Here is a 21612-nt window from a genome sequence, read left to right as displayed (position 1 = left end):
TCCTCGAACGTTTTCTTGAGACGCTTAGCCGCCATAACTGCGGGGCAATGTACCCCGTTAACGCTTTTATTGCATAATTTTTTGCTGATCTAACCGAATCCGGCGTCAGCGAACCGCCAGTTGCCGACGTACTTCCTCCAGATCCTCCGGGGTATCCACCCCCGAGGGCGGTATTTCACAGGCGTCACTCAACGCTATCGACTCGCCGTGCCAGAGCACCCGCAACTGCTCCAGCTTTTCCAGCTGCTCCAGCGGGCTGACCGGCAAGGCCAGATAACGGCGAATAAAACCGGCTCTGTAGGCATAAATACCGATATGCCGGCGGCAGTGGCCCACATCCGGCGTGCCGTCGGCCATGCCGTCCCGGTCGAAGGGAATGGCGGAACGGCTGAAATACAGCGCCCGTCCGGCTTCACTCTGTACCACCTTGACCACATTGGGATCGGTGAGCTGAGCCGCATGCTCAAGCGGAGTGGCCAGGGTCGCCATGGGCGCATCGCTGCCGGCCAGCAGGCCGGCGACCTGATCCACCAGCGCCGGCGGCAGCAACGGCTCGTCGCCCTGCACATTCACCACGATATCATCCGCTGCCAGCCCCAGCAGCTCGACCACCTCGGCCAGGCGCTCGGTGCCGGACTCGTGATGGGCGCCGGTCATGCAGACCTCGACGCCGCTGGCTGCCAGCGCGTCGCGAATGCGAACATCGTCGGTGGCCACCACCACCCGGCCGGCGCCACTGCGTTGTGCCTGCTCGGCTACCCGCAAAATCATCGGCTTGCCGTGAATATCGGCCAGCGGCTTGCCCGGCAGACGGGTCGAACTGAAACGGGCGGGGATCACCACGACGAAGCTCATGCGGGCAACTCGTCCAGGCTCAGTTTACGGGCGCGGCTTTCCAGCAGTACCGGAATGTTCTCGGTAATGGGATAGGCCAGCCGGTCGAAACGGCACACCAGTTCGTTATGCTGACGATCCAGCTGTAACTTGCCCTTGCATACCGGGCAGGCAATGATTTCCACCAGTTTGGCATCAATCGCCATGAGCTAGCTCCTTGAGTCGAGTTAAAAGCAATTGTTCGAAATCGGCGGGCAATCGGGCATCCACCGGTACAAACCAGGTATTATCATGCCCCCCCGGCCATTTGACCGCATCTTTTTCGGTGATCAGCAAGGGTGCCGACTGCAGGCCGACAAGTTGCTCGGAGACCACCGCCTGGTGATCGGCCAGTGCCAACCGCTGCTCCAGTATAAAGCCCAACTGCTCCAGGGTCGCAAAAAAACGTGGCGGATGACCGATGCCCGCCAGGGCATGCACATTCGATCCCGGCTCGGGAGCGCCCTGTTGGCCACTGACTGGTTGCAGGGCGCCGGGTTCGAGCGTCATCAGATACTCTCCGGCACCGACCGGGCCACCATTATTGATAATCGCGTCTACCCGGTCCAGCCGCCATACCCCCTCACGCAATGGGCCCATCGGCAACAGATGGCCGTTACCGAAGCGCCGCTTGCCATCCACCACCACCAGTTCGATATCACGGGCCAGGGCGTAATGCTGCAGACCGTCGTCGCTGATGATGATATCCACTGCCTGAGCGGTCAGCAGCGCCGCCGCTTCTCCCCGTTTGGGGCCAACCACCACCGGGCAACCGGTGCGCCGATGAATAAGCACCGGCTCGTCGCCGGCCTGCTCGGGCCGGGTGTTTTCGTCCAGCAACAAGGGGTAGTGCTCGGCTTTGCCGCCGTAACCGCGGCTGATCACCCCGGGGGTATAGCCCTGCCGGCGCAGCCATTCCACCAGCCACACCACCAAGGGGGTCTTGCCGTTGCCGCCCACGGTCAGGTTGCCGACCACGATTACCGGTACCGGTGCCCGATACGCCGCCTTGAGCCCGCGCCGAAACAAGCCGCGGCGCAGGCCGCTTATCAGCGCAAACAAGGCGCTCAGGGGGGCCAGCAGCCACAGCCAGCCGGTGCGGGGCCGGTACCAGGCCTGCATCAGCCCTCGCCGTACTGAATGCTTCTGAGCTGGGCATACACGCCCTGACGCTCGAGCAGCTCCAGGTGAGAGCCCCGCTCCACCACCCGGCCTTCGTCAATCACCAGGATCTCGTCGGCGTTTTCGATGGTGGACAGACGGTGGGCAATCACCAGCGCGGTTCTGTCTTTGCGCAGCGCATCCAGCGCCGCCTGAATATGACGTTCCGACTCGGTATCCAGCGCCGAGGTCGCCTCGTCCAGGATCAACAGCGGCGCATTGCGCAGCAGAGCCCGGGCGATGGCGATACGCTGGCGCTGACCACCGGACAGGCTGGCACCGTTTTCACCGATGATGGTGTCATAACCCTGATCCAGCTTGTCGATGAATTCATCCGCATAGGCCACCTTCGCCGCCGCGATAATCTGTTCCCGGCTGTATTCGCCCTTGGCCGCATAGGCGATGTTGTTGGCGATGGTGTCGTTGAACAGATGCACCTGCTGGGACACCAGTGCAAACTGGCGACGCAGGTCGCTCAAGCGGTATTCGCGCAGATCCACGCCGTCGAGGCGGATTTCACCGGCATCGATATCGTAGAAGCGGGTCAACAGGCCGGCGATGGTGCTCTTGCCGGAGCCGGAACGCCCCACCAGGGCGATGGTCTTGCCCGGTTCAAGCGTGAAGCTCACGTCCTTCAGCGCCGGGTTTTCCTTGGTCGGATAGGTAAAGCCGACCCGATCGAATTCGATAAGACCCTTGGCCCGTTTCAGTGACCGGGTACCGGTATCATTCTCACCGTCGCTGTCGATCAGGCCGAACAGGCTCTGACAGGCGGCGATGCCGCGCTGATACGCGGCGTTGACCTGGGTCAGGCTCTTGAGCGGGCGCATCAGCATCATCATGGAGGTGACGATGACGGTAAAGGTACCCGGCGTCAGTTGATCCTGAATGTTATCGAAGGTGGACACATACAAAAGAATGGCCAGGGCGCTGGAGGCAATCACCTGTACCAGCGGCGTGCCGATGGAGTCTGCCGCCACCATCTTCATGTTCTGCTGGCGTACCGCATTGCTGACCCGCTGAAAACGACCCGACTCCACCTGCTGACCGTTGAACATCAGCACTTCCTTATGGCCTTTCAGCATCTGCTCGGTGCTGCTGGTGATGTTGCCCATGGCATCCTGCATGCCGCGACTGAGGCGACGGAAGCGACGACTGATCACCGCTATCATGACCCCGACCACGGGGCCGACCACGAAGAAAATCAGCGACAATTGCCAGGAGTGATAGAACATCAGCCCCAGCAGGCCGATGACGGTGGCGCCTTCACGCACCAGGGTTACCAGGGTCGAGCTGGCCGCCGACGACACCTGAGAGGCATCGTAGGTCACCTTGGACAGCAGGTTGCCGCTGTTATTACGATCGAAAAACGCCACCGGCATCGTCATCAGCTTGTTGAATACCTGCTGCTGCAGCGACATCACCACATGGTTGCCGACCCAGGCCATGCAATAGCCGGACAAAAAGGTACAGACGCCGCGCAGAAACACGATGCCGATAACAAACAACGGCATCCATTTCAGTACGTCGGGATCCTGACCGGTGAGTCCCTCATCGATCAGCGGTTTGATGGAATAGACAAAGGTGGTATCAACGGCCGCATAGCCCGCCATGCCGATAATGGCGGCCACCAGACCGAGCTTGCGCTCCTTCACATAGCCCAGCAACCGTTTGAGCACGGGCCAGGAAGAGGAGTGGTCATCTTGGGACATAAAGTCTCTGCCTTGAAAAACGAGGCGCTATTCTAACGACTTAGCGGAGCTCCCGCCAGTCGTCAACCAGCCATTAAGCCGTTGATACCAGGGGCCGGGGCGACGGGACCGGGTCAGGCGCCAATGTTGGCCGTCCGCCACCAGGTGCACCATGCCATGCTCGCCGGTAATCAACTGAGGCACGCCTTGCTGTTCGAAGCGGGCCATCACCTCGGCAGACGGAAAGCCCCAACGGTTGGCAAAACCGGCCGTATGCACCACCCAATCCGGTGCCACCGCCCGATTGAATGCCGCGGATGACGAGCTGCGACTGCCGTGATGGGGGCTCAACAGCAGCTGGGCCGCCACCGACTGCCCCGTCGCCAGCAAGCCCCGCTCCGCCTGGGCCTCTATGTCTCCGGTCAGCAGCAACGACAGGGTGCCATCCCCGATATGCAACACGCAGGAGTCGTTGTTGCGATGGCCGCTCGGGGTAAGCGGCCACTGCATCCGCAGTGTCAATACTCCCCACGGCTCCACCTGCCCGGCGCGACAATGCTGCCCGTCCGGCCAGGCTCCCCGCCGATGTTTTACCGGCAGACTGGCGGCCAGATAGTCACGGTTGCCGCTGTGATCCCGGTCGTCGTGGCTGATCACCAGGTAATCGAGCTCGTCGATGCCCAGCCGGGTCAGCAGTGGCAGTATCACCCCATCGGCCATGTTGAAACCCGAGTCAAAACGGTTGCCGGTGTCATACAGCAATGCCCGCTCCCCCTGGGTCACCAGTACCGAAAGCCCCTGGCCCACATCCAGTATCCGTACCTCCCAGCGAGGCTGTTTTTTTTGTTCAATGACATCGGGTTGCAGCAAGATGAGATACATGGCCAACGCCAGCAGCCAGCGCGCCCTGGGCAGCAACAGGCCGAACGACAACAAAAACAGCAACAGCCAGCCCCCCTGGGCTCGGGCCGACAGGGTCTGCCAGGGCGACAGGCTGTCATTCAGCCAGTGCAGGCCGGCCATTAACGGCTCGAACAGGTCGTTCAGCAACATCAGCACCACCATGGCCAAGGTCGGCACCGGCAACACCAGCACACAGGCCAGCAACAACAAGGGGATCAGCAGCAGCGAAAACAGCGGGATCAACAGCATATTGATCGGCAACGACAGCCAGCTGATGCCGCCGAAAAACAGCATAATCAACGGCAGCAACAGCAGACTCAACCCCAGTTGCAAGCGCCACAGGCTTCGCCCTCCCAGCCAGCCGGCACTCACCATCAGGGCGGCCACCGCCAGCACCGACAGCCAGAAGCCCAGATCCAGCGCCAGCCAGGGCATGACCGCCAGCAGCAACGTCATGGTCAGCAACAACAGACGGCGGCCGCTCCAGAAACGCCCCCAGCAAAACAGGCCCAGCCACAACAGCAACATCAGCAAGGCCCGCTGGGTGGGCACCGAAAACCCCGCCAGCCAGGCATACCCCAGCGCCAGCGCTCCCGCCACTGTCGCCGCCGGCAGCCGATGGCCACTCAGGCGGCCGACCAGCAGCCCCAGCCCGGCCACCAGGCCGATATGCAGACCGGAGATGGCAAACAGATGACTTACCCCCAGACCACGCAGCATATCCCAGTCTGCATCGGTCAGCCCGCTGCGATCCCCTACACTCAGGGCCAGCAGCCAGCGTCGGGCGGGCAAGTCGGTGGTCATGGCCGCGATATGCTGCACCAGCCGGGTACGATGAGAGGCATCGGCGGCCCGATGCGCCAGGATACCGGTCAGGTAACCACGCGCCGTTATCCCCTGCCCCAGCAGCCAGCGCGCACTGTTGAAGCTACCCGGATTAAGCAGACCATGAGGAGGTTGTAACCGACTGACAGACTGTATTTTATCGCCGACGGCCGGAGGTTCGCTCTGTCCATACCAGGACAACAACACCCTTGGCCGGGGGGAAAGTACTTGACCATTCAGGCTTTTCAGACTGACAATCAGCCTGCTTGCACCAGACTCCCGGTGCTGAACACGCTCTACCGTGCCGGCGATCAACTGGCTACGCTGAAACAAGTCCGGTGAGTGCAGCCAGGTCAATTGCCAATGGCTGTAACACAACGCCCAGACCAAACCGAACAACAGACAGGCCACGGCCGGCCTTGGCCGCCAACACAGGCAGCCCAGACAAGCCAGTGGCAACCACCAGTCCCAGGCGGGGAGCCAGGGCCAGACCATGATGGTTGAGATGCCGAAGCAGAAAAAGAACAGCCGCTTATCCATCCGATAAGTATTGCGGACTTGGAACAGATGCCAAAAAAGACGTTAAAACGCCTGATGCCCGACCCGGGCACCATTAAAAATAACAAGTACCTGAGTTTGCTTGGCAGCAGGCTGCACGACAACAACCTGTGGCATCTCAACCGGCATTCGGCCGCGGGCGCCTTTGCCGTTGGTCTTTGCTGTGCCTGGCTGCCCATCCCCTTTCAGATGATGCTGGCCGCCGTGCTGGCCATGACCTTTCGCGTCAACCTGCCCTTATCCGCGGTGCTGGTCTGGATAACCAATCCGCTGACCATGCCACCGATGTTCTATTTTGCCTACCGACTGGGCTCTTTTCTGCTCGACACGCCGCCCCATTACCAGCATTTCGAGCTGAGCCTGAGCTGGCTCGGCAACGCCATGACGACGGCCGGCCCTCCCTTTCTGGTGGGCTGTGGTGTCATGGCCCTGGTCAGTGCGGCCACCGGTTTCATGGTAATTCATGGTCTCTGGCGCTGGACGGTATCGCGCCGCTGGAAACTGCGCAGGCGAGACCGCTGATGCTGCGCCAATGGTTGCGTCACCGGATGCCCAGCCAGGAAACCCTGCGCCAGCATCGTATATTGGCGCTGTTCGGCGAACGCCTGCTCGACCCCGACTACTGGTACTGCAACCGTCATTCTGCCGCCGTGGCGGTGGCCGCCGGCCTGTTTGCCGCCTGGATGCCGCTGCCCATGCATACCCTGGTGGCCATCGGTCTGGCGGTCATGTTCCGCGGTTATCTGCCGCTGGCCATCGCCATGGTGTGGGTCAACAACCCGCTCACCATAGCCCCGATGTTTTACTTCGCCTACCGGCTTGGCGCCCGGCTGCTGGATACCCCCGAACTGGCATTTAACGGCTCGCTAAGCTCGCTGGAACACGAAGCCCTGGCCATGGCGGTGCCCCTGCTGACCGGCGCCCTGCTGATGGGGCTGAGTTGCGCCCTGCTGGGCTGGATAGTGACCCGTCTGGGCTGGCGCTGGAAGGTACAACTGGCCTGGAAACTGCGGCGGGAAAGACGCAATCAACGGTGAGGCGTGAGGCGTGAGGCGTGAGGCGTGAGGCGTGAGGCAAAAATGATAGGCGCCTATTTATGCGCCGCAAGCCACCAATTGCTGCCAAACCTTCAACTTTCTCTGTGGTCACTCCCGCGAAGGCGGGAGTCCAGGGCAATATGTCATGGATCTCCGCCTTCGCGAAGATGACAATGGGAAAGCTGGTGCGTTGTAGGGTCCAATTTATTGGACCGGCTCAACCTGAGCACTACATCTGCGGTCGATTGAAATCGACCCTACGGAAAACACCCGTAGCAAGCGGGAATCTGAGGCGAGGGCAATAGCGGCCCCCTTCTCCTCCCCCCTCACTCTTCACCCCTCACATGTCTGACCTTTACGCTTCCCCCAGCAACTGCCTGGGCAGCAACTTGCCCGCACGCCAGGCCGGGTAAAGGGTGGCGATGAAGATAAGCAACAGCGCCGAGCCGGTCACCAGCCACAAATCGGCCCAGTGAAACTCGGTGGGGATAAAGTCGATGAAATACACCTCCGGGTTCAAGAACTGATGCCCGGTCAGGTGCTCCAGACCCGCCACCAGTTCAGACAGCCGGGTTGCCAGCAGCAGCCCCAGGCCGCCACCAATCAGCACGCCGGTTACGCCGTTAAGCAGGCCCTGCACCATAAAGGCACCGCGTATCTGCCAGGGCCCCGCCCCCATGGTTTTGAGGATGGCGATGTCGCCTTTTTTCTCGTTCACCGCCATCACCAGGGTCGAGACGATGTTGAAGCTGGCCACCGCCATCACCAGCAGCAGCACCACTATCATCAGGGTGCGTACCAGCTGAATGTCCCGGTAGACATTGCCCTGGCTTTCCATCCAGCTGCTGACGTAAAACGGCGCCGGAAGCCCCATGCCCGCATTCATGGTCAGTCGATCGGCCGCCAGCACCTCATTCACCCGCAGATGAAATCCGGCAATGGCATCCCCCAGCGCTTTCAGCTCCTGAGCATCCTGCAGGTGGGTATAGCCGAGCACGGTGTCGAGCTGACCGCCGATGCTTACTATTCCCTGCAAAGTAAAGCTGTGCCGCCGGGGCGAGCCAAAGCCCTGGCTGCCCGGTGCCGGCAGCAGCAAGGACACCCGGTCGCCGACCTCAAGCTCCAGCTGGTCGGCGATGGCCTTGCCGAGGATCAACCCCCGCTCGCCGGGCACCAGCACCGTCAGGCTGGCACCACCGAGGTAGGGGGTCAGCTCGGACACCCGGCCTTCAAGCTCCGGCACCACGCCCTGCAGTTGCACCGCCTTCAGCTTGGCGCCCTTGCTGAGCAGCCCTTCCAACGGCACATAGGGCGACACCGCCAGTATGCCGGGCGCCGCCTCCATGTCACTGGCCATGTCGCGCCAGCCTGTGACCGGCCCGTCGGCGGTATGCAGCTGGCCGTGGGGCAATACCGACAGGATGCGGTTTTCCAGCTCGCGCTCGAAGCCATTCATCGCCGACAACCCCAGGATCAGTGCACCGACCCCGATGGCGATGCCCAGAATCGAGGCCACCGAGATAAAGGAAATAAAGCGATTGCGCCGCCGGGCCCGGCTGAAGCGCCAGCCCAGAAAGACACTTAACGGACGAAACATCAGCCTTGCTCCTGCAGACGACCATCGACCAGCCGACACTGCCGATCCAGCCGGGCGGCCAGCGCCAGATCGTGGGTCACCACCACCAGGCCGGTGCCCAGCTCGCTCTGCAATTCGGCCAGCAGCGCAAACACCTCGGCGGCGCTGTGGGCGTCCAGGTTGCCGGTAGGCTCATCGGCCAGCACCAGCCGAGGCTTGTTGACCAGCGCCCGGGCGATCGCCACCCGCTGGCGCTCACCGCCCGACAGCGCCGAAGGGCGGTGATCCAGCCGGTGCCCCAGCCCCACCCGCGTGAGCAGGGCCTCGGCCTGCTCCTGGGCTTCTTTCACCGGACGGCCGGCAATCAACAGCGGCATGGCGGCGTTTTCCAGGGCGCTGAATTCGCCCAGCAGGTGATGAAACTGATACACGAAGCCCAGTTTCTGGTTACGAAAGCGGGCCTGGCTGCGAGCCGACATATGATGCAGATCTTCCCCTTCTACCAGCACCCGACCCTCGCTGGGGGCATCCAGGCTGCCAAGCAGATGCAGCAGGGTACTCTTGCCCGAGCCGGAGCTGCCCACCACCGCCAGGCTTTCACCGGCGGCCAACGTCAGGCTGACGCCGTCCAGTATGGTGACCGGCTGCGCTCCGTCCTGATGGGTTTTACCCAGATTCTCGACCACTAACAGGGGGTTATTCATAACGCAAAGCCTCGGCTGGATGAACTCGTGACGCCCGCCAGGCCGGATAAAGGCTGGCCAGCACGCACAGTAATAAAGTGGAAAATAACACGGTGATCAGTTGCCCCGGCAACAGCAATACCGGCAGCTGACTGCCCCCGGCGGCGGAATAGAAATTGATGCCCAGCAGATTCAGCACCCCGTCCAGATTCAGGCTCAGCAGCAGGCCCAGCGCAAAGCCCAGCAGACTGCCCAGCACGCCGCTGAAACCGCCCTGAATCATGAACACCGCCATCACCCGATTGCGGCTCAGGCCCAGGGTTTGCAGCATGGCAATTTCGGCTTCCTTGTCGGTCACCACCATCACCATGGCCGACAGAATATTGAACGCCGCCACCAGCACAATCAGCGCCAGCATCAGGCTCATCAGCCGTTTTTCCATCGCCACCGCCTGAAACAGCTCGCCCCGGCTCTGCTGCCAGGTCTCGTATTTCAGCCCGGCGGGCAAAGCCGGTAACTGCGACAGTTCGAAAGGGTCGGTCAGCCACAGCCGCAGGCCGGAAGCCTGGCCCGGCGCATAGCGCAGCAGGCGGGCGGCATCATCGAGCCGGGCCAGCACCAGCTGTCGGTCTACGTCGTTACCGGTACTGAAGGTGCCCACCAGGGTAAAGAGCCGCTGGCTCGGCACCCGGCCCAGCGGGGTGAAGCGGCTGCCCTCGGTGACCGTTACCCGCACCTGATCGCCGGGTACCACGCCCAGGCTGCGGGCCACGCCTGCCCCCATGACCAGGCCATAGGGCAAATATTCGAAATATTCCCGGGTGCGCGGATCCAGCCCCTGCAGCAGTTTGTCCTGATTGTTGGCCGGATCCAGGCCATAGAGCTCCACCCCGGTCAGATGACCCGGGCCCTGCACCATGGCTTCGGCACTGATGAAGGGCGTGGCGGCGGTGACCACCGAATCGGGCGCAAACAGCTCGCGGTACTGCTCCGGCTCGGCCAGCCGCCGCTGGTCGTTGGTGACCAGCGCATGAGGGATCACCCCGAGCATGCGGTCTTTCAGCTGCTGTTCGAAGCCGTTCATCACCGCCGACACCAGGATCAGGGCGGCAACGCCCAGCAGAATACCGATGGTCGAAAAGCCGGAAACGAAGGAGGCGAAGCTGCGTCGGCCCCGGGCCCCGGCATAGCGTAAACCCAACATCAGCGTCAGGGGTTGAAACATGGTGTAATCATCCGTTTTTTAAAGGGTTTTACGTCACCCGCAAGTTGCGGAATAATAAAGGCTTGTGAATGGCGCAACAAGAGCAGCGAATGATGGCAGACCCTTATTTCAGCATCGACTACCAGGCGCAGGTTAACCTGATCCCCCTGACTGATGGCGAAACAGTGCCCGACGCGGACTCGCTGGAGGCCGAAATACCCGCGCCGTTCAAGCTTATCAGTGAAGTGACCCGCATCGATACCAATAATGCCCGGCTGCTGCGCAACCTGGACGAGCACGCCAACGAGCTGGTGGAGATCATCAACCAGCAGTCGCGCAAAATCGATCTGGTGCTCAGTTATGTGCTGGCGGGACAAGACAATCCCGATCAGCGCCACCAGACCCTGAGCCTGGGCGGCGGCGGTTTTACCTTCGCTTCATCACAGCCGCTGGCCGAGGGCGACCGGGTTCGCTTCAAGCTCTTTCTGCCGGAACTCTCGGTCGCCGTATACGGTTACGGTGAGGTGCACGGCGAGACGGAGCACTACCGCTGCGACTTTATCGCCCTGCGCGAACAAGACAGAGACGCCCTGATCCGCGCCAGCCTGCAACTGCAGGCCAAACAACTCAAGGCCCGAGCCGAACGCCGCGCCCAACAGGACGACGCATCACGCCCATGATACAGATTTCCAGCCCCACTCCCCGCCCCAGAGCCAGCCTGGGCCAGCTGATTGGCAGCAGCCTGGCGCTGGCCATCGCCGAACAGGTCAAACAACAGCAACAGCTGGTGCTGCTGGTAGTGCCCGACACCCCCACCGCCCTGCGCCTGGAGCAGGAGGTGCGCCACCTGCTGACCAATGGCACCGATGCCGACGGTACTCATGCCGACAATAAGCTGCCGGTGGCGCTGTTTCCCGACTGGGAAACCCTGCCCTACGACCAGTTTTCGCCGCATCAGGACATCATCTCCCAGCGGCTCGAAACCCTGTACGGGCTGCCGGCGCTCAAACGCGGCCTGCTGATTGCGCCCATCACCACCCTGATGCTGCGCACCCCGCCACGCAACTGGCTGGAGCAGAACAGCCTGCTGCTGAACACCGGCGACAAGCTGGATTTGCACGCCCTGCGCAACCGGCTGGAACGCGCCGGTTACCGGGCGGTGGAGCAGGTGCTGGAGCACGGCGAGTTTGCCGCCCGCGGCGCCCTGCTGGACTTGTACCCCATGGGTGCGAGTGAGCCGGTGCGTATCGACTTCTTCGATGACGAAATCGACACCCTGCGTCCCTTCGACCCGGACACCCAGCGCTCGCGCGACAAGGTAAAGCAGGTGCGGCTGCTGCCGGCACGGGAGTTCCCTACCGACAACGCCGCCATCGAGCGGTTTCGTGGCCAGTACCGGGAACGCTTCGCGCTGCGCAACGAGCCGGAGTCGCTTTATCATCGCGTCAGCCAGAGCCAGTTTCCTCCCGGCATAGAGCACTACTTTCCGCTGTTTTTCGAGCAGACCCAGACCCTGTTCGACTCGCTGCCCGAGCAGATGCGGGTACTGAGTGTCGGTGAGCTGAACGAGGCCGCCGACGGCTTCTGGCAGGATGTACAGAGCCGCTATGAAGACCGCCGCCACGACCAGTTACGCCCGCTGCTGGCGCCGGACGAGCTTTACCTCAAGCCCGACGCCCTGCTGCAACAGCTGAACCAGTGGCCCCGGCTGCAACTGAGCAGCACCCCGGTGCTGGAAAAAGGCGATCGGCAGAATGCCCCTATTCAGCCCCTGCCCACACTGGAAGTCGAGCACCAGAAAACCGAGCCCCTGGCCCGACTGCTCGACTTCTGCGAAAACTTCAAAGGTCGCATCCTGTTCTCGGTGGAAAGTGCCGGCCGACGCGAGGCGCTGGTGGAGCTGCTGGCGGGCAGCGCCATCAAGCCCTGGCCCTGTGATGGTTTTTCGCATTTTGTGGCCGGAAAGGATCCGATCGGCCTGCTGGTCGGGCCGCTGGCGCAGGGCTTTATTCTCGACGATACGCTGGCGCTGATTTGTGAAGGCGACCTGCTCGGCGGCCGGGTCATACAACGCCGCCGCCGGGAAAAGTCCACCGGCCTGAGCCCGGACACCCTGATTCGCAACCTGGCCGAGCTGTCCATCGGCCAGCCGGTGGTGCACCTGGATCACGGCGTGGGCCGTTACACCGGGCTGCAAACCCTGGATGCGGGCGGACTCAAGTCCGAATACCTGACCCTGGAATACGCCGGCGGCGACAAGCTGTATGTGCCGGTGACCGCCCTGCACCTGGTGGGCCGCTACAGCGGTGCCGACGATCCGCACCTCAACAAACTCGGCAACGACACCTGGGCCAGAGCCAAGCGCAAGGCGGCGGAAAAGGTGCGCGACGTGGCCGCCGAGCTGCTGGATGTATATGCCCGCCGGGCCGCCAAACCGGGCCAGGCCATCAGCCACGACAAGGCGGCCTATCGCCAGTTTGCCGACGCCTTTCCGTTTGAAGAAACCGACGATCAGCTTACCTCCATCAACGCCGTGCTCACCGACATGACCCAGCCCAAGGCGATGGACCGGCTGGTGTGCGGCGACGTGGGTTTCGGCAAAACCGAAGTGGCCATGCGCGCCGCCTTTGTGGCGGTGCACGGCGGCAAGCAGGTGGCGGTGCTGGTGCCCACTACCCTGCTGGCCCAGCAGCATTACGACAACTTTCGCGACCGCTTCGCCAACTGGCCGGTGCGGGTGGAAATCATCAGTCGCTTCAAGACCGGCAAAGAGCAGGACAAGGTGCTGGCCGGCCTGACCGATGGCGGCATCGATATTGTGATCGGGACTCATAAACTGCTGAGCCAGGATGTGCGCTTCAAGGATCTGGGCCTGCTGATCGTGGACGAAGAGCACCGCTTCGGCGTGCGCCAGAAAGATCAGATCAAGGCGCTGCGCGCCGACGTGGACATTCTGACCCTGACCGCCACCCCCATTCCGCGTACCCTCAACATGGCCATGGGCGGCATGCGCGACCTGTCGATCATCGCCACCCCACCGGCCAAGCGACTGGCGGTAAAGACCTTTGTGCGCGAGTCGGATCCGGCCACCATCCGCGAGGCAATACTGCGGGAGCTCAAGCGCGGCGGCCAGGTCTATTACCTGCACAACGAGGTGCAGACCATAGAGAACAGCGCCGACGCCCTGCGCACCCTGGTACCCGAGGCCCGCATCGGCATCGCCCACGGCCAGATGCGCGAGCGGGAGCTGGAACAGGTGATGAGTGATTTCTACCATCAGCGCTTCAACGTGCTGTTGTGCTCCACCATCATCGAAACCGGCATCGACGTACCCAGCGCCAACACCATCATCATGGACAGGGCCGACAAGCTGGGTCTGGCCCAGCTGCACCAGCTGCGCGGCCGGGTGGGCCGTTCCCACCATCAGGCCTATGCCTACCTGATGACGCCGCACCCCAAGCGCATGACCACCGACGCCAGAAAACGGCTGGAAGCCATTGCCGCACTGGAAGATCTGGGCGCCGGTTTTGCCCTCGCCACCCACGATCTGGAAATTCGCGGTGCCGGCGAGCTGTTGGGCGACGAGCAGAGCGGCCAGATCACCGCCATCGGTTTCAGCCTGTACATGGAGATGCTGGAGCAGGCGGTAAAGGCGCTGCAATCGGGCAAGGAGCCGGCGCTGGATCAGCTGCTGCGTTCGCAAACCGAGATTGAACTGCGCCTGCCGGCGCTGCTGCCGGACGACTATATTCCGGACGTGAACATGCGCTTGTCCATGTACAAGCGCATCGCCACCGCCGAAGACGAGGCCGCCCTGCGCGAGCTGCAGGTAGAGCTGATTGACCGCTTCGGCCTGCTGCCGGAGCCGAGCAAGAACCTGGTGGCACTGGCCGGGCTCAAACTCAAGGCCAGCGCCCTTGGCATCGACAAGATTGACGCCGGCCCCAATGGCGGCAGCATCGCCTTTGCCCAGGATGCCAGGGTCGATCCCATGTATCTGGTGAGCCTGTTGCAAAGCCAGCCGCGCATCTACAAAATGGAGGGGCCAACCAAGTTGCGTTTCGCCATTCCAAGTCAAGATGCCAAGAGCCGACTGGCGCTGGTGGGCGACATGCTGAACGAACTGCATGCCCATCAGGCGTGAGCCTGGCGTTATCACGACATCATGATTAACCCCACGGACGGGATAATAGAGTGGCGAAGGCGGCCCACGGGCCGCTTTTCTTCGCCGTATGAGCTGTTAAAAACATCCTGACCGAGACCAAATGAACGCGAATCTTTGCCATGCCCCCGCCCAGCACCCGCTCAAGGTCGGTATTCTGGGTGGCGGCATCGCCGGTGCCACCGTGGCGTTGCGGCTGGCGGACATGGGCATTCAAACCCTGCTTATCGAGGCCGGCAGCGGCCTGGTGAACGGGCCGCCTATCTGCCATCTGCATGCGGGCGGCAACCTGTATCGTGATATCAGCGACCAGCAATGCCTGACCCTGCTGCGCCAGTCCATCGCCTCGGTGCGCGCCTATCCGCACAGCATCAATCGCCGCCCCACGGTGATCGCCACCCCGGTGTCGGATCCGGGCGATGCCGAGGCGTTATTGCCCCGGCTGGCACAGGTGGCGCAGGAATATCGGCGGCTGGTGGACGAAGATCCGGCCAACCGGGTACTGGGCGAGCCGGAGGAATATTATCGCTGCTACAGCCGCGAGCAGTTCGAGGCCCTGGCCCGCCAGCCCATTCCGCTCAAGGCCGACAGCCAGGACGACTGGCTGATCCCCCTGGCCCATCATCTGGATCCGGACAAGCTGAAGTTTCCGCTGATCCTGGTGCAGGAATACGGCTGGAGCCTGTTTCGCATGGCGGCCACCGCCACCCTGGCGCTGAATGCTGCCCCCCACTGCGCGCTGCACTTTCATACCCGTGCCACAAAACTGGAGCAAAGGCCCGACGGCTGGACCATTCACGCCAGCCAGGGTCACGGAGAGGCGCAGGCGTTCAAGGTGGACTTTCTGGTCAATGCCTGCGGTTTTCGCACCGGGCTGGTGGACGACATGGCGGGCTTCCGCCGCCAGCGGCTGGTGGAATACAAGGCTGCCTACGTGGCCCGCTGGCAGACCGAGGCCGACTGGCCGGAGGTGATTTTTCACGGCCAGCGCGGCACCCCCAACGGCATGGCCCAGCTGACGCCCTATCCGAACGGCATCTTTCAGCTGCACGGCATGACCGACGGCATCACCCTGTTCAAGGGTGGCCTGGCTGCCAGCGGCGAGCACAGCGCCCAGCCCCGGCTGCCGCCCCCCTATGTGGCCCAGTTGAACAACGGCTGGCAAACACCGGACATAACAGCCCGCACCCGAGACGCCATCGCTCATCTGGCCCGCCTACTGCCCGCCTTTGGCGAGGCCGAGGTTGGCGGCAAGCCGTTATTCGGCGCCCAGCAAATACCGGGCAGCGATCCCTCGCTGCGGGCGGCGGACGTGTCGTTTGAAGGCAATCATTATGCGCGGGTAGAAATCGTCAAGGCCAGCTCGGCACTGACCGCCGCCGACCGCATCGTCGCCAGGCTGGCCGAACTGGGCTGGCTGGAGATGGACGGGCAACCGCTGTCACCGAGTCTCGCCCTCACCAAAGGCCAGAACGCCACCGAGGTAGAACGGGAAGCCATTCGCCTGGCCCGCGAACGCGGCTACCCGGACGAACTGGCACTGAACATGAGGTGAAGGCTGGGAGCTAGTCCTTAAAGAGGGCAAAGGCCCCGCTCCGCCGACTCGCCGTAAACCCCTCCCTGGGGGCTCAACCGCGCCATCCATGGCGCGGATGGTCGGCCGAGCGAATCCCTTTGTCCTCCCGTCAATTGCGGCGTGGCCTGCAGAAAAAACACAACATCCTCGCTTAACCTGTAGCCGCCACTTCAGTTGGCGGATCAGAGCACTGGGAAGCCAAACCAAACCCCCGATTCCATATCCCGCACGAACATCCGTAGGGTCGATATTTGATGCCAAGAGTAATCGACCAAAACCACTGCATGGTATCGGCGACAACAAAAAGCGGGAAGGTCGCCCTCCCCGCTTTTTCTTTCAGCCTGTTCTCTCAGGCAGTATCAATCAATTTTCCTGTCTTTGGTCACCGACAGAATGCCAATACACACGGCGGCGACGGCAATAAAACCGGCGATAATAATCACCGGTATGGTGGCGTAACCCAGGATATGCCAGATAACGTATTCTAAGGTACTCATTCGTTTCCCCTCTTGTTCTCGTTCCAGGCGCTTATTGCCAGCCGGCCACGTCGCTCATGTCCGGCAGTTTATGGGCAATCCCCTTATGGCAATCAACACAGGTTTTATCGCCACCGGCCAGGGCGGTCGAGTGCAGCCTTACCGCGCGGGGGCCTTGCTCCGAGAAGTCCATATAGTCGAATTGATGACAGTTACGGCACTCTTGCGAGTTGTTTTCTTTCATCCGTTGCCACTCGCGATGGGCCAGATGCCCACGACGCGCCTTGAACTTCTCGTCGGTATCGATGGTACCGATAAAGTGAAAGGCCAGCTCTTTGGATGCCTGCACCTTGCGCACGATTTTATCGGTCCAGTTATGAGGAACATGGCAGTCGGAACAGATGGCACGCACTCCAGAACGGTTGGCGTAGTGAATGGTTTCACGGATCTCTTTTACGATGGGGGCGTGGCAGCCGGAACAGAACTGCTCGGTGTTGGTGGCTTCCATTCCGGTATTAAAAGCTCCCCAAAACAGCAAGCCACCGATAAACCCCATCAGCAGCACCACGCCTGCCGCGGCCTTGCTGGGAGTGGATAAACGCTTCCAGAATCTTTTTAATAATTTCATGGCTCTCACTCTTAAGTCGCGTTTTATTACCGCAATGAATCGACGCTCTGAAAGTTGCTCTCAACCAGCGGTTTGGCATCGGCCTGAGGCACGTGACATTGCAAGCAAAAGTAACGACGCGGTGACACATCCGACAGCACCTGCTCCTGACGATTCACATAGTGAGTCACGCTGATCTTGGTGGCGCCCATTTCCTTGGCGTTTTTCCAGCTGTGACAGGAAAGACACTTATTGGCGTTTAACGACACTTCATAGTTACGGATGGTATGGGGGATCAAGGGTGGCTGATACACATAGCTACTGTCCAAATGGTGATCCTTGGGAAAACGCTTGAAGTCGTCCGCCGGGCGCGTGGTTTCTAGTTCACTCATGCCACGTAACGACTCCACACCACCAATGCCGCCCTGGTTGACGGTATGAGCGGCGGTATCGGTCGCCACCGGGTTTGCCTTGGCCGACTCTTCGGCTTGTACGGTACCGAACAGCAGTGCACTGGCTGCCAGCAATGCCATCATGATTTTTTGCATAACCTCTCCATTCTTTTATGACCACCCCTGCGTCACTAAGCGATGGGGTGGCCTTGATATAACTGCCCTGTTACCCGAGTGAGAACTTACCCTCTCGCCACTCTTACACGCTGGCGATTCTGGTTATCTTTACCGGACATTTTTTGTAGTCGGTCTGTTTGGATAGCGGATCGGTGGCATCCAGAATCAGCTTGTTGACCAGAATGCGCGCATCAAAGAAGGGCACAAACACCAGACCTTTTGGCGGCCGGTTACGACCACGGGTTTCAACCCGCGCCCGCACTTCACCGCGCGGCGACTGAATGAGCACTTCGTCTCCACGGCGCAAATTACGCGCCTCGGCATCATCCGGATGAATGTAGCAATGCGCATCGGGAATGGCTTTGTACAGCTCGGGCACGCGCCGGGTCATGGTACCGGTGTGCCAGTGTTCCAGCACCCGGCCGGTACAGAGCCACAAATCGTATTCATCGTTAGGCACTTCCGGCGGCGCTTCATAGGGTGCCGAAATGATCAGCGCCTTGCCATCGGGCTTGCCGTAGAAATCCCGGCCTTCACGTTTGGCATAGGGGTCATATTCCGGGTTGAATCGCCACAGGGTTTCCTTGCCGTCTACCACCGGCCAGCGCAAACCGCGCACCTGGTGATACACATCGTAGGGGGCCAGGTCGTGGCCGTGTCCGCGACCAAATTCGGCATATTCTTCAAACAGCCCCTTTTGTACGTAAAAACCGGCAGAGCGGGCGTCGTCGTTCAGCTCTTGTGCTTCATCGAGCGGGTATTTGTCCACGTTACCGTTACGAAACAGAATGTCGTACATGGTCTTGCCACGTAATTCCGGCACCTGGGCCATCAAGGCTTCATCCCACACCTCTTCAATGTTGAAGCGCTTGGCAAACTCCATGATTTGCCACAGATCGGACTTTGCTCCTTCCACCGGCGACACCTGCTGGTACCAGGCCTGGGTACGACGCTCGGCGTTACCATAGGCGCCTTCTTTTTCGACCCACATGGCGGTAGGCAGGATCAGATCCGAAGCCTGGGCAGTAACCGTTGGATACGGGTCGGAGCACACAATGAAGTTGTCGGGGTTGCGGTAACCCGGTAACCGTTCGGTGTTGATGTTGGGGCCCGCCTGCATGTTGTTGTTGCACATCACCCAGTAGGCATTGAGCTTGCCGTCGTTGAGCATGCGATCTTGCAGCACCGCATGAAAACCCGGTTTCGGCGGTATGGTGCCTTCCGGCAGCTTCCAGATTTTCTCGGCAATCTTGCGGTGTTCCGGATTGGCCACCAGCAGGTCTGCGGGCAAACGGTGGGCAAAGGTGCCCACTTCGCGGGCGGTACCACAGGCGGAAGGCTGACCGGTCAACGAGAAGGGACTGTTACCCGGCTCCGAGATTTTGCCGGTCAACAGGTGCAGGTTATACACCAGACTTTGCATCCACACGCCACGGGTATGCTGGTTCATGCCCATGGTCCACAGCGACATCACCTTGGTATCGGGATCCGCGTACTGTTTGGCCAGTGCAATCAGGTCTTCCGGTAGCACGCCGGACATTTCCGCCGCTTTTTCTACCGTGTAGGGGGCCACCGAGGCTTTGTATTCTTCAAACGAAATGTCGGCCATCTCGCCCGAGTTCGCGTTCCTGGCCTTGATTTGCAGCGGGTCATCATCACGCAGGCCGTAGCCAATATCGGTGGTGGCCTGCTTGAAGTGGGTGTGTTTATCCACAAAGTCCCAGTTAACCGCCTCGTTTTCGATGATGTAGTTGGCAATAAAGTTGGCAATGGCCAGATCGGACTGTGGATGAAAGATCATGCCGCGGTCGGCCAGCTCAAAGCTGCGGTGATAGTAGGTAGACAGCACATTCACTTTAACGTGGGAATGGCTTAACCGGCGGTCGGTGATACGGGTCCATAGCACCGGGTGCATTTCCGCCATGTTGGAGCCCCACAGCACGAAGGCGTCGGCGTGTTCAAAGTCGTCATAACAGCCCATCGGCTCATCGATGCCAAAGGTACGCATAAAGCCGACCACGGCCGAGGCCATGCAGTGGCGCGCGTTGGGATCCAGGTTGTTGGAACGAAATCCCGCCTTCATCAGTTTGGATGCGGCGTAACCTTCCATCACGGTCCATTGGCCGGAGCCAAACATGCCCACACTGGTAGGGCCTTTTTCCTTGAGGGCCTGTTTGAACTTCTCCGCCATCACATCAAAGGCCTGATCCCAGGAGACGGGTTCGAAGTCGCCGTCTTTATGATACTGGCCGTTTTTCATGCGCAGCAAGGGCGTGGTCAACCGGTCTTTGCCGTACATGATTTTCGACAGAAAATAGCCTTTAATGCAGTTGAGTCCCTTGTTCACCGGCGCTTCCGGGTCGCCCTGGGTGGCGACGACGCGGCCCTGTTGCGTACCCACCAGCACGGAACAACCGGTGCCACAAAAGCGGCACGGGGCCTTGTCCCATTTAATGGCGGTTTCATCCGAGCTGACGATCAAGTTGGTGGCAGAAACAGGAAGGCTGATCCCGGCCACTGCCGCGGCAGAAGCGGCGGCATTTGCTTTCACAAAGGCACGTCTGGTTATTTTCATAGTTCATCCTTAAGCTTTGAATCCGACTTTTCTGCTGTACTGACTTCATCATCGAAGTCACTTTCTATTTGATGAAACACCAATGCGGTACTTAATACGTGTTCGAGCTGATTTATCGCATCAATGGTATCGGTAATATAGCCCTGGTTTCGGGTTTCTATCACCACCACCAGTTTTCCTGCTTCGCTTTCACCATAAATTTCTGCGCCGTCAAATGCTTCAATCTGGCGTTTGATGGCGTTTAAATGTTGGGGCACGGCGTGAACCACCAAACTTGAGATATGAACTTCATTCAGTGACATTGGCGCTCTCTTGAAAAATATTCTTGATGGTAATGGCCGAGGTCGGGCACACCGACACGCAGGCACCACACCCGGTGCAGCTATTCATGTCTATTTGCGGCTGTGCCACCCGGCCCACCGCCAGCTTGAAGCTAATGGCAAAGGGTTCGCAGCTGTCACCACAGCTTCGACAATCGATGTTTTGTTTAGCCAGACAGCCCGCTTCAATCACCGCCCGGGCTTGCCAGGCCGGTTCGGTTTTTGGCACAAATAACGGCTCGGGGCAGACCTCGGCACATTGATAACAAAAGGTACATTCGCCGTGTGCAAAATCAACCCGCGGAAAACCCCCATCACCAGGATGAATGATCCTGGTGGGGCACTGCTTGATGCATTCACCACATTGGGTACATAAATCGGTAAATTGCGCCTCTCTGACCCAGGGTAATGACGGCTTGTCCGAGACGTTTCGACGAGTAAAAAGTTGGCGTCTTGAAAGGTTAATCCGAGAATGTGACATACTCACTACCTTGTTGAATATGGTCGTTTTAATAAAATTAAAGCCATTGAAACATAAGCCTTTATTAACCTGAGTGCCACTGTAGTTCTTATAGACGTAGTTGAACAGGTAAAACAAGCATTTCAGATGGAACATTGATGTAAATCAACTACTTTATTTTCTGACCACCCCTTCATCTGGCCGCTCTGCGCCGGGGTTGCAGCGCGGTCGCACAGAAAACAACCAAGCCAGCCTTGCCATCAAACAAGCTGAAAAATGTCGCAATAAGAACATTTATATCAGCCGTCACCCACCCACCTTGCCCAGCGACGAGACAAGGCCGCAGTGGTTGAGAA

At 60.4% G+C, this 21612-nt stretch carries 19 protein-coding genes; 5 read left to right on the top strand and 14 right to left on the bottom strand.

The features are described from left to right. Nucleotides 1–105 precede the first annotated feature (105 nt). Genes kdsB through Q0753_RS10860 form a run of 5 tightly spaced genes read right to left on the bottom strand, consistent with a single transcriptional unit; the run spans nucleotide 106 to nucleotide 5993 of the window. A complete protein-coding gene (gene kdsB / locus Q0753_RS10880; RefSeq protein WP_298720497.1) occupies nucleotides 106–855 on the bottom strand; it encodes a 3-deoxy-manno-octulosonate cytidylyltransferase in 750 nt (249 codons plus the stop codon). After that, a complete protein-coding gene (locus Q0753_RS10875; protein WP_298720494.1) occupies nucleotides 852–1040 on the bottom strand; it encodes a Trm112 family protein in 189 nt (62 codons plus the stop codon). The genes kdsB and Q0753_RS10875 overlap by 4 nt, the downstream gene beginning before the upstream one ends. Further along, nucleotides 1030–1995, bottom strand: a complete 966-nt coding sequence (gene lpxK / locus Q0753_RS10870; RefSeq protein ID WP_298720492.1) for a tetraacyldisaccharide 4'-kinase — start codon at nucleotides 1993–1995, stop codon at nucleotides 1030–1032. The genes Q0753_RS10875 and lpxK overlap by 11 nt, the downstream gene beginning before the upstream one ends. After that, the gene (msbA, locus tag Q0753_RS10865) at nucleotides 1995–3746 is read right to left on the bottom strand and encodes a lipid A ABC transporter ATP-binding protein/permease MsbA (RefSeq protein ID WP_298720489.1); all 1752 of its coding nucleotides are present in this window, start codon (nucleotides 3744–3746) and stop codon (nucleotides 1995–1997) included. The genes lpxK and msbA overlap by 1 nt, the downstream gene beginning before the upstream one ends. Before the next feature lie 27 nt (nucleotides 3747–3773). Further along, nucleotides 3774–5993 carry a DNA internalization-related competence protein ComEC/Rec2 gene (locus tag Q0753_RS10860; RefSeq protein WP_298720486.1) on the bottom strand — a complete coding sequence of 740 codons (2220 nt, stop codon included), beginning with the start codon at nucleotides 5991–5993 and terminating at the stop codon, nucleotides 3774–3776. A 27-nt stretch (nucleotides 5994–6020) separates the two neighbouring features. Between Q0753_RS10860 and Q0753_RS10855 the strand changes: the two genes are divergently transcribed. Together Q0753_RS10855 and Q0753_RS10850 are read left to right on the top strand one after the other, a co-directional pair. Continuing rightward, the gene (locus Q0753_RS10855; RefSeq protein ID WP_298720483.1) at nucleotides 6021–6533 is read left to right on the top strand and encodes a DUF2062 domain-containing protein; all 513 of its coding nucleotides are present in this window, start codon (nucleotides 6021–6023) and stop codon (nucleotides 6531–6533) included. Continuing rightward, a complete protein-coding gene (locus tag Q0753_RS10850; protein ID WP_298720480.1) occupies nucleotides 6533–7048 on the top strand; it encodes a DUF2062 domain-containing protein in 516 nt (171 codons plus the stop codon). The genes Q0753_RS10855 and Q0753_RS10850 overlap by 1 nt, the downstream gene beginning before the upstream one ends. A gap of 355 nt (nucleotides 7049–7403) precedes the next feature. Here Q0753_RS10850 and lolE read toward each other — a convergent pair whose 3' ends face one another. Genes lolE through Q0753_RS10835 form a run of 3 tightly spaced genes read right to left on the bottom strand, consistent with a single transcriptional unit; the run spans nucleotide 7404 to nucleotide 10532 of the window. Continuing rightward, nucleotides 7404–8645: a lipoprotein-releasing ABC transporter permease subunit LolE gene (gene lolE / locus Q0753_RS10845; protein ID WP_298720477.1), complete on the bottom strand. Its 1242-nt coding sequence runs from the start codon at nucleotides 8643–8645 to the stop codon at nucleotides 7404–7406. Next, a complete protein-coding gene (gene lolD, locus Q0753_RS10840; protein ID WP_298720474.1) occupies nucleotides 8645–9328 on the bottom strand; it encodes a lipoprotein-releasing ABC transporter ATP-binding protein LolD in 684 nt (227 codons plus the stop codon). The genes lolE and lolD overlap by 1 nt, the downstream gene beginning before the upstream one ends. After that, on the bottom strand, nucleotides 9321–10532 hold the full coding sequence (locus Q0753_RS10835) for a lipoprotein-releasing ABC transporter permease subunit (RefSeq protein ID WP_298720471.1): 1212 nt from the start codon (nucleotides 10530–10532) through the stop codon (nucleotides 9321–9323). Before Q0753_RS10835 ends, lolD begins: the two co-directional genes overlap by 8 nt. Before the next feature lie 68 nt (nucleotides 10533–10600). On the opposite strand from Q0753_RS10835, the gene Q0753_RS10830 reads away from it, so the two are divergent. The 3 genes from Q0753_RS10830 to Q0753_RS10820 all read left to right on the top strand — a co-directional run bounded on the left by Q0753_RS10830 (nucleotide 10601) and on the right by Q0753_RS10820 (nucleotide 16228). Continuing rightward, nucleotides 10601–11191: a PilZ domain-containing protein gene (locus Q0753_RS10830; RefSeq protein ID WP_298720469.1), complete on the top strand. Its 591-nt coding sequence runs from the start codon at nucleotides 10601–10603 to the stop codon at nucleotides 11189–11191. Then, nucleotides 11188–14655: a transcription-repair coupling factor gene (gene mfd / locus Q0753_RS10825; protein WP_298720467.1), complete on the top strand. Its 3468-nt coding sequence runs from the start codon at nucleotides 11188–11190 to the stop codon at nucleotides 14653–14655. The genes Q0753_RS10830 and mfd overlap by 4 nt, the downstream gene beginning before the upstream one ends. Nucleotides 14656–14776: 121 nt before the next feature. Further along, nucleotides 14777–16228 (top strand): FAD-dependent oxidoreductase, encoded by a 1452-nt coding sequence (locus Q0753_RS10820; RefSeq protein WP_298720465.1) that lies wholly within the window; start codon nucleotides 14777–14779, stop codon nucleotides 16226–16228. 380 nt (nucleotides 16229–16608) lie between these two features. Here the strand turns inward: Q0753_RS10820 and Q0753_RS10815 are convergent, their stop codons facing one another. From Q0753_RS10815 to napF, 6 genes are all read right to left on the bottom strand, one after another. After that, entirely contained in the window at nucleotides 16609–16746 is a 138-nt protein-coding gene (locus Q0753_RS10815) for a TIGR02808 family protein (RefSeq protein WP_298720463.1), read from the bottom strand. Between the two features lie 31 nt (nucleotides 16747–16777). Then, complete coding sequence (locus Q0753_RS10810; RefSeq protein WP_298720461.1) at nucleotides 16778–17353, bottom strand: NapC/NirT family cytochrome c; 576 nt, start codon at nucleotides 17351–17353, stop codon at nucleotides 16778–16780. 26 nt (nucleotides 17354–17379) lie between these two features. Further along, entirely contained in the window at nucleotides 17380–17880 is a 501-nt protein-coding gene (locus tag Q0753_RS10805; RefSeq protein ID WP_298720459.1) for a nitrate reductase cytochrome c-type subunit, read from the bottom strand. A gap of 103 nt (nucleotides 17881–17983) precedes the next feature. Beyond that, on the bottom strand, nucleotides 17984–20476 hold the full coding sequence (gene napA, locus Q0753_RS10800) for a periplasmic nitrate reductase subunit alpha (RefSeq protein ID WP_298720457.1): 2493 nt from the start codon (nucleotides 20474–20476) through the stop codon (nucleotides 17984–17986). Continuing rightward, the gene (locus Q0753_RS10795) at nucleotides 20473–20778 is read right to left on the bottom strand and encodes a chaperone NapD (RefSeq protein ID WP_298720455.1); all 306 of its coding nucleotides are present in this window, start codon (nucleotides 20776–20778) and stop codon (nucleotides 20473–20475) included. The genes napA and Q0753_RS10795 overlap by 4 nt, the downstream gene beginning before the upstream one ends. Continuing rightward, nucleotides 20765–21412, bottom strand: coding sequence for a ferredoxin-type protein NapF (gene napF / locus Q0753_RS10790; protein WP_298720453.1), 648 nt, complete (start codon nucleotides 21410–21412; stop codon nucleotides 20765–20767). Before napF ends, Q0753_RS10795 begins: the two co-directional genes overlap by 14 nt. Nucleotides 21413–21612: the final 200 nt, after the last annotated feature.

This window comes from uncultured Oceanisphaera sp. (genome assembly GCF_947495715.1).
Taxonomy (GTDB): Bacteria; Pseudomonadota; Gammaproteobacteria; order Enterobacterales; family Aeromonadaceae; genus Oceanimonas; species Oceanimonas sediminis.
The sequence above is the reverse complement of the archived record's forward strand: the minus strand, read 5'-3'. Positions and strand labels throughout refer to the sequence as shown.

Coding starts and splice junctions, on each gene's coding strand:
- napA (WP_298720457.1), bottom strand. CDS start 20,476: ATGAAAATAACCAGACGTGCCTTTGTGAAAGCAAATGCCGCCGCTTCT.
- lolD (WP_298720474.1), bottom strand. CDS start 9,328: ATGAATAACCCCCTGTTAGTGGTCGAGAATCTGGGTAAAACCCATCAG.
- napF (WP_298720453.1), bottom strand. CDS start 21,412: ATGTTCCATCTGAAATGCTTGTTTTACCTGTTCAACTACGTCTATAAG.
- Q0753_RS10875 (WP_298720494.1), bottom strand. CDS start 1,040: ATGGCGATTGATGCCAAACTGGTGGAAATCATTGCCTGCCCGGTATGC.
- Q0753_RS10805 (WP_298720459.1), bottom strand. CDS start 17,880: ATGCAAAAAATCATGATGGCATTGCTGGCAGCCAGTGCACTGCTGTTC.
- Q0753_RS10830 (WP_298720469.1), top strand. CDS start 10,601: ATGGCGCAACAAGAGCAGCGAATGATGGCAGACCCTTATTTCAGCATC.
- Q0753_RS10810 (WP_298720461.1), bottom strand. CDS start 17,353: ATGAAATTATTAAAAAGATTCTGGAAGCGTTTATCCACTCCCAGCAAG.
- Q0753_RS10860 (WP_298720486.1), bottom strand. CDS start 5,993: ATGGATAAGCGGCTGTTCTTTTTCTGCTTCGGCATCTCAACCATCATG.
- lolE (WP_298720477.1), bottom strand. CDS start 8,645: ATGTTTCGTCCGTTAAGTGTCTTTCTGGGCTGGCGCTTCAGCCGGGCC.
- msbA (WP_298720489.1), bottom strand. CDS start 3,746: ATGTCCCAAGATGACCACTCCTCTTCCTGGCCCGTGCTCAAACGGTTG.
- Q0753_RS10850 (WP_298720480.1), top strand. CDS start 6,533: ATGCTGCGCCAATGGTTGCGTCACCGGATGCCCAGCCAGGAAACCCTG.
- mfd (WP_298720467.1), top strand. CDS start 11,188: ATGATACAGATTTCCAGCCCCACTCCCCGCCCCAGAGCCAGCCTGGGC.
- Q0753_RS10795 (WP_298720455.1), bottom strand. CDS start 20,778: ATGTCACTGAATGAAGTTCATATCTCAAGTTTGGTGGTTCACGCCGTG.
- Q0753_RS10815 (WP_298720463.1), bottom strand. CDS start 16,746: ATGAGTACCTTAGAATACGTTATCTGGCATATCCTGGGTTACGCCACC.
- Q0753_RS10820 (WP_298720465.1), top strand. CDS start 14,777: ATGAACGCGAATCTTTGCCATGCCCCCGCCCAGCACCCGCTCAAGGTC.
- Q0753_RS10855 (WP_298720483.1), top strand. CDS start 6,021: ATGCCAAAAAAGACGTTAAAACGCCTGATGCCCGACCCGGGCACCATT.
- kdsB (WP_298720497.1), bottom strand. CDS start 855: ATGAGCTTCGTCGTGGTGATCCCCGCCCGTTTCAGTTCGACCCGTCTG.
- Q0753_RS10835 (WP_298720471.1), bottom strand. CDS start 10,532: ATGTTTCAACCCCTGACGCTGATGTTGGGTTTACGCTATGCCGGGGCC.
- lpxK (WP_298720492.1), bottom strand. CDS start 1,995: ATGCAGGCCTGGTACCGGCCCCGCACCGGCTGGCTGTGGCTGCTGGCC.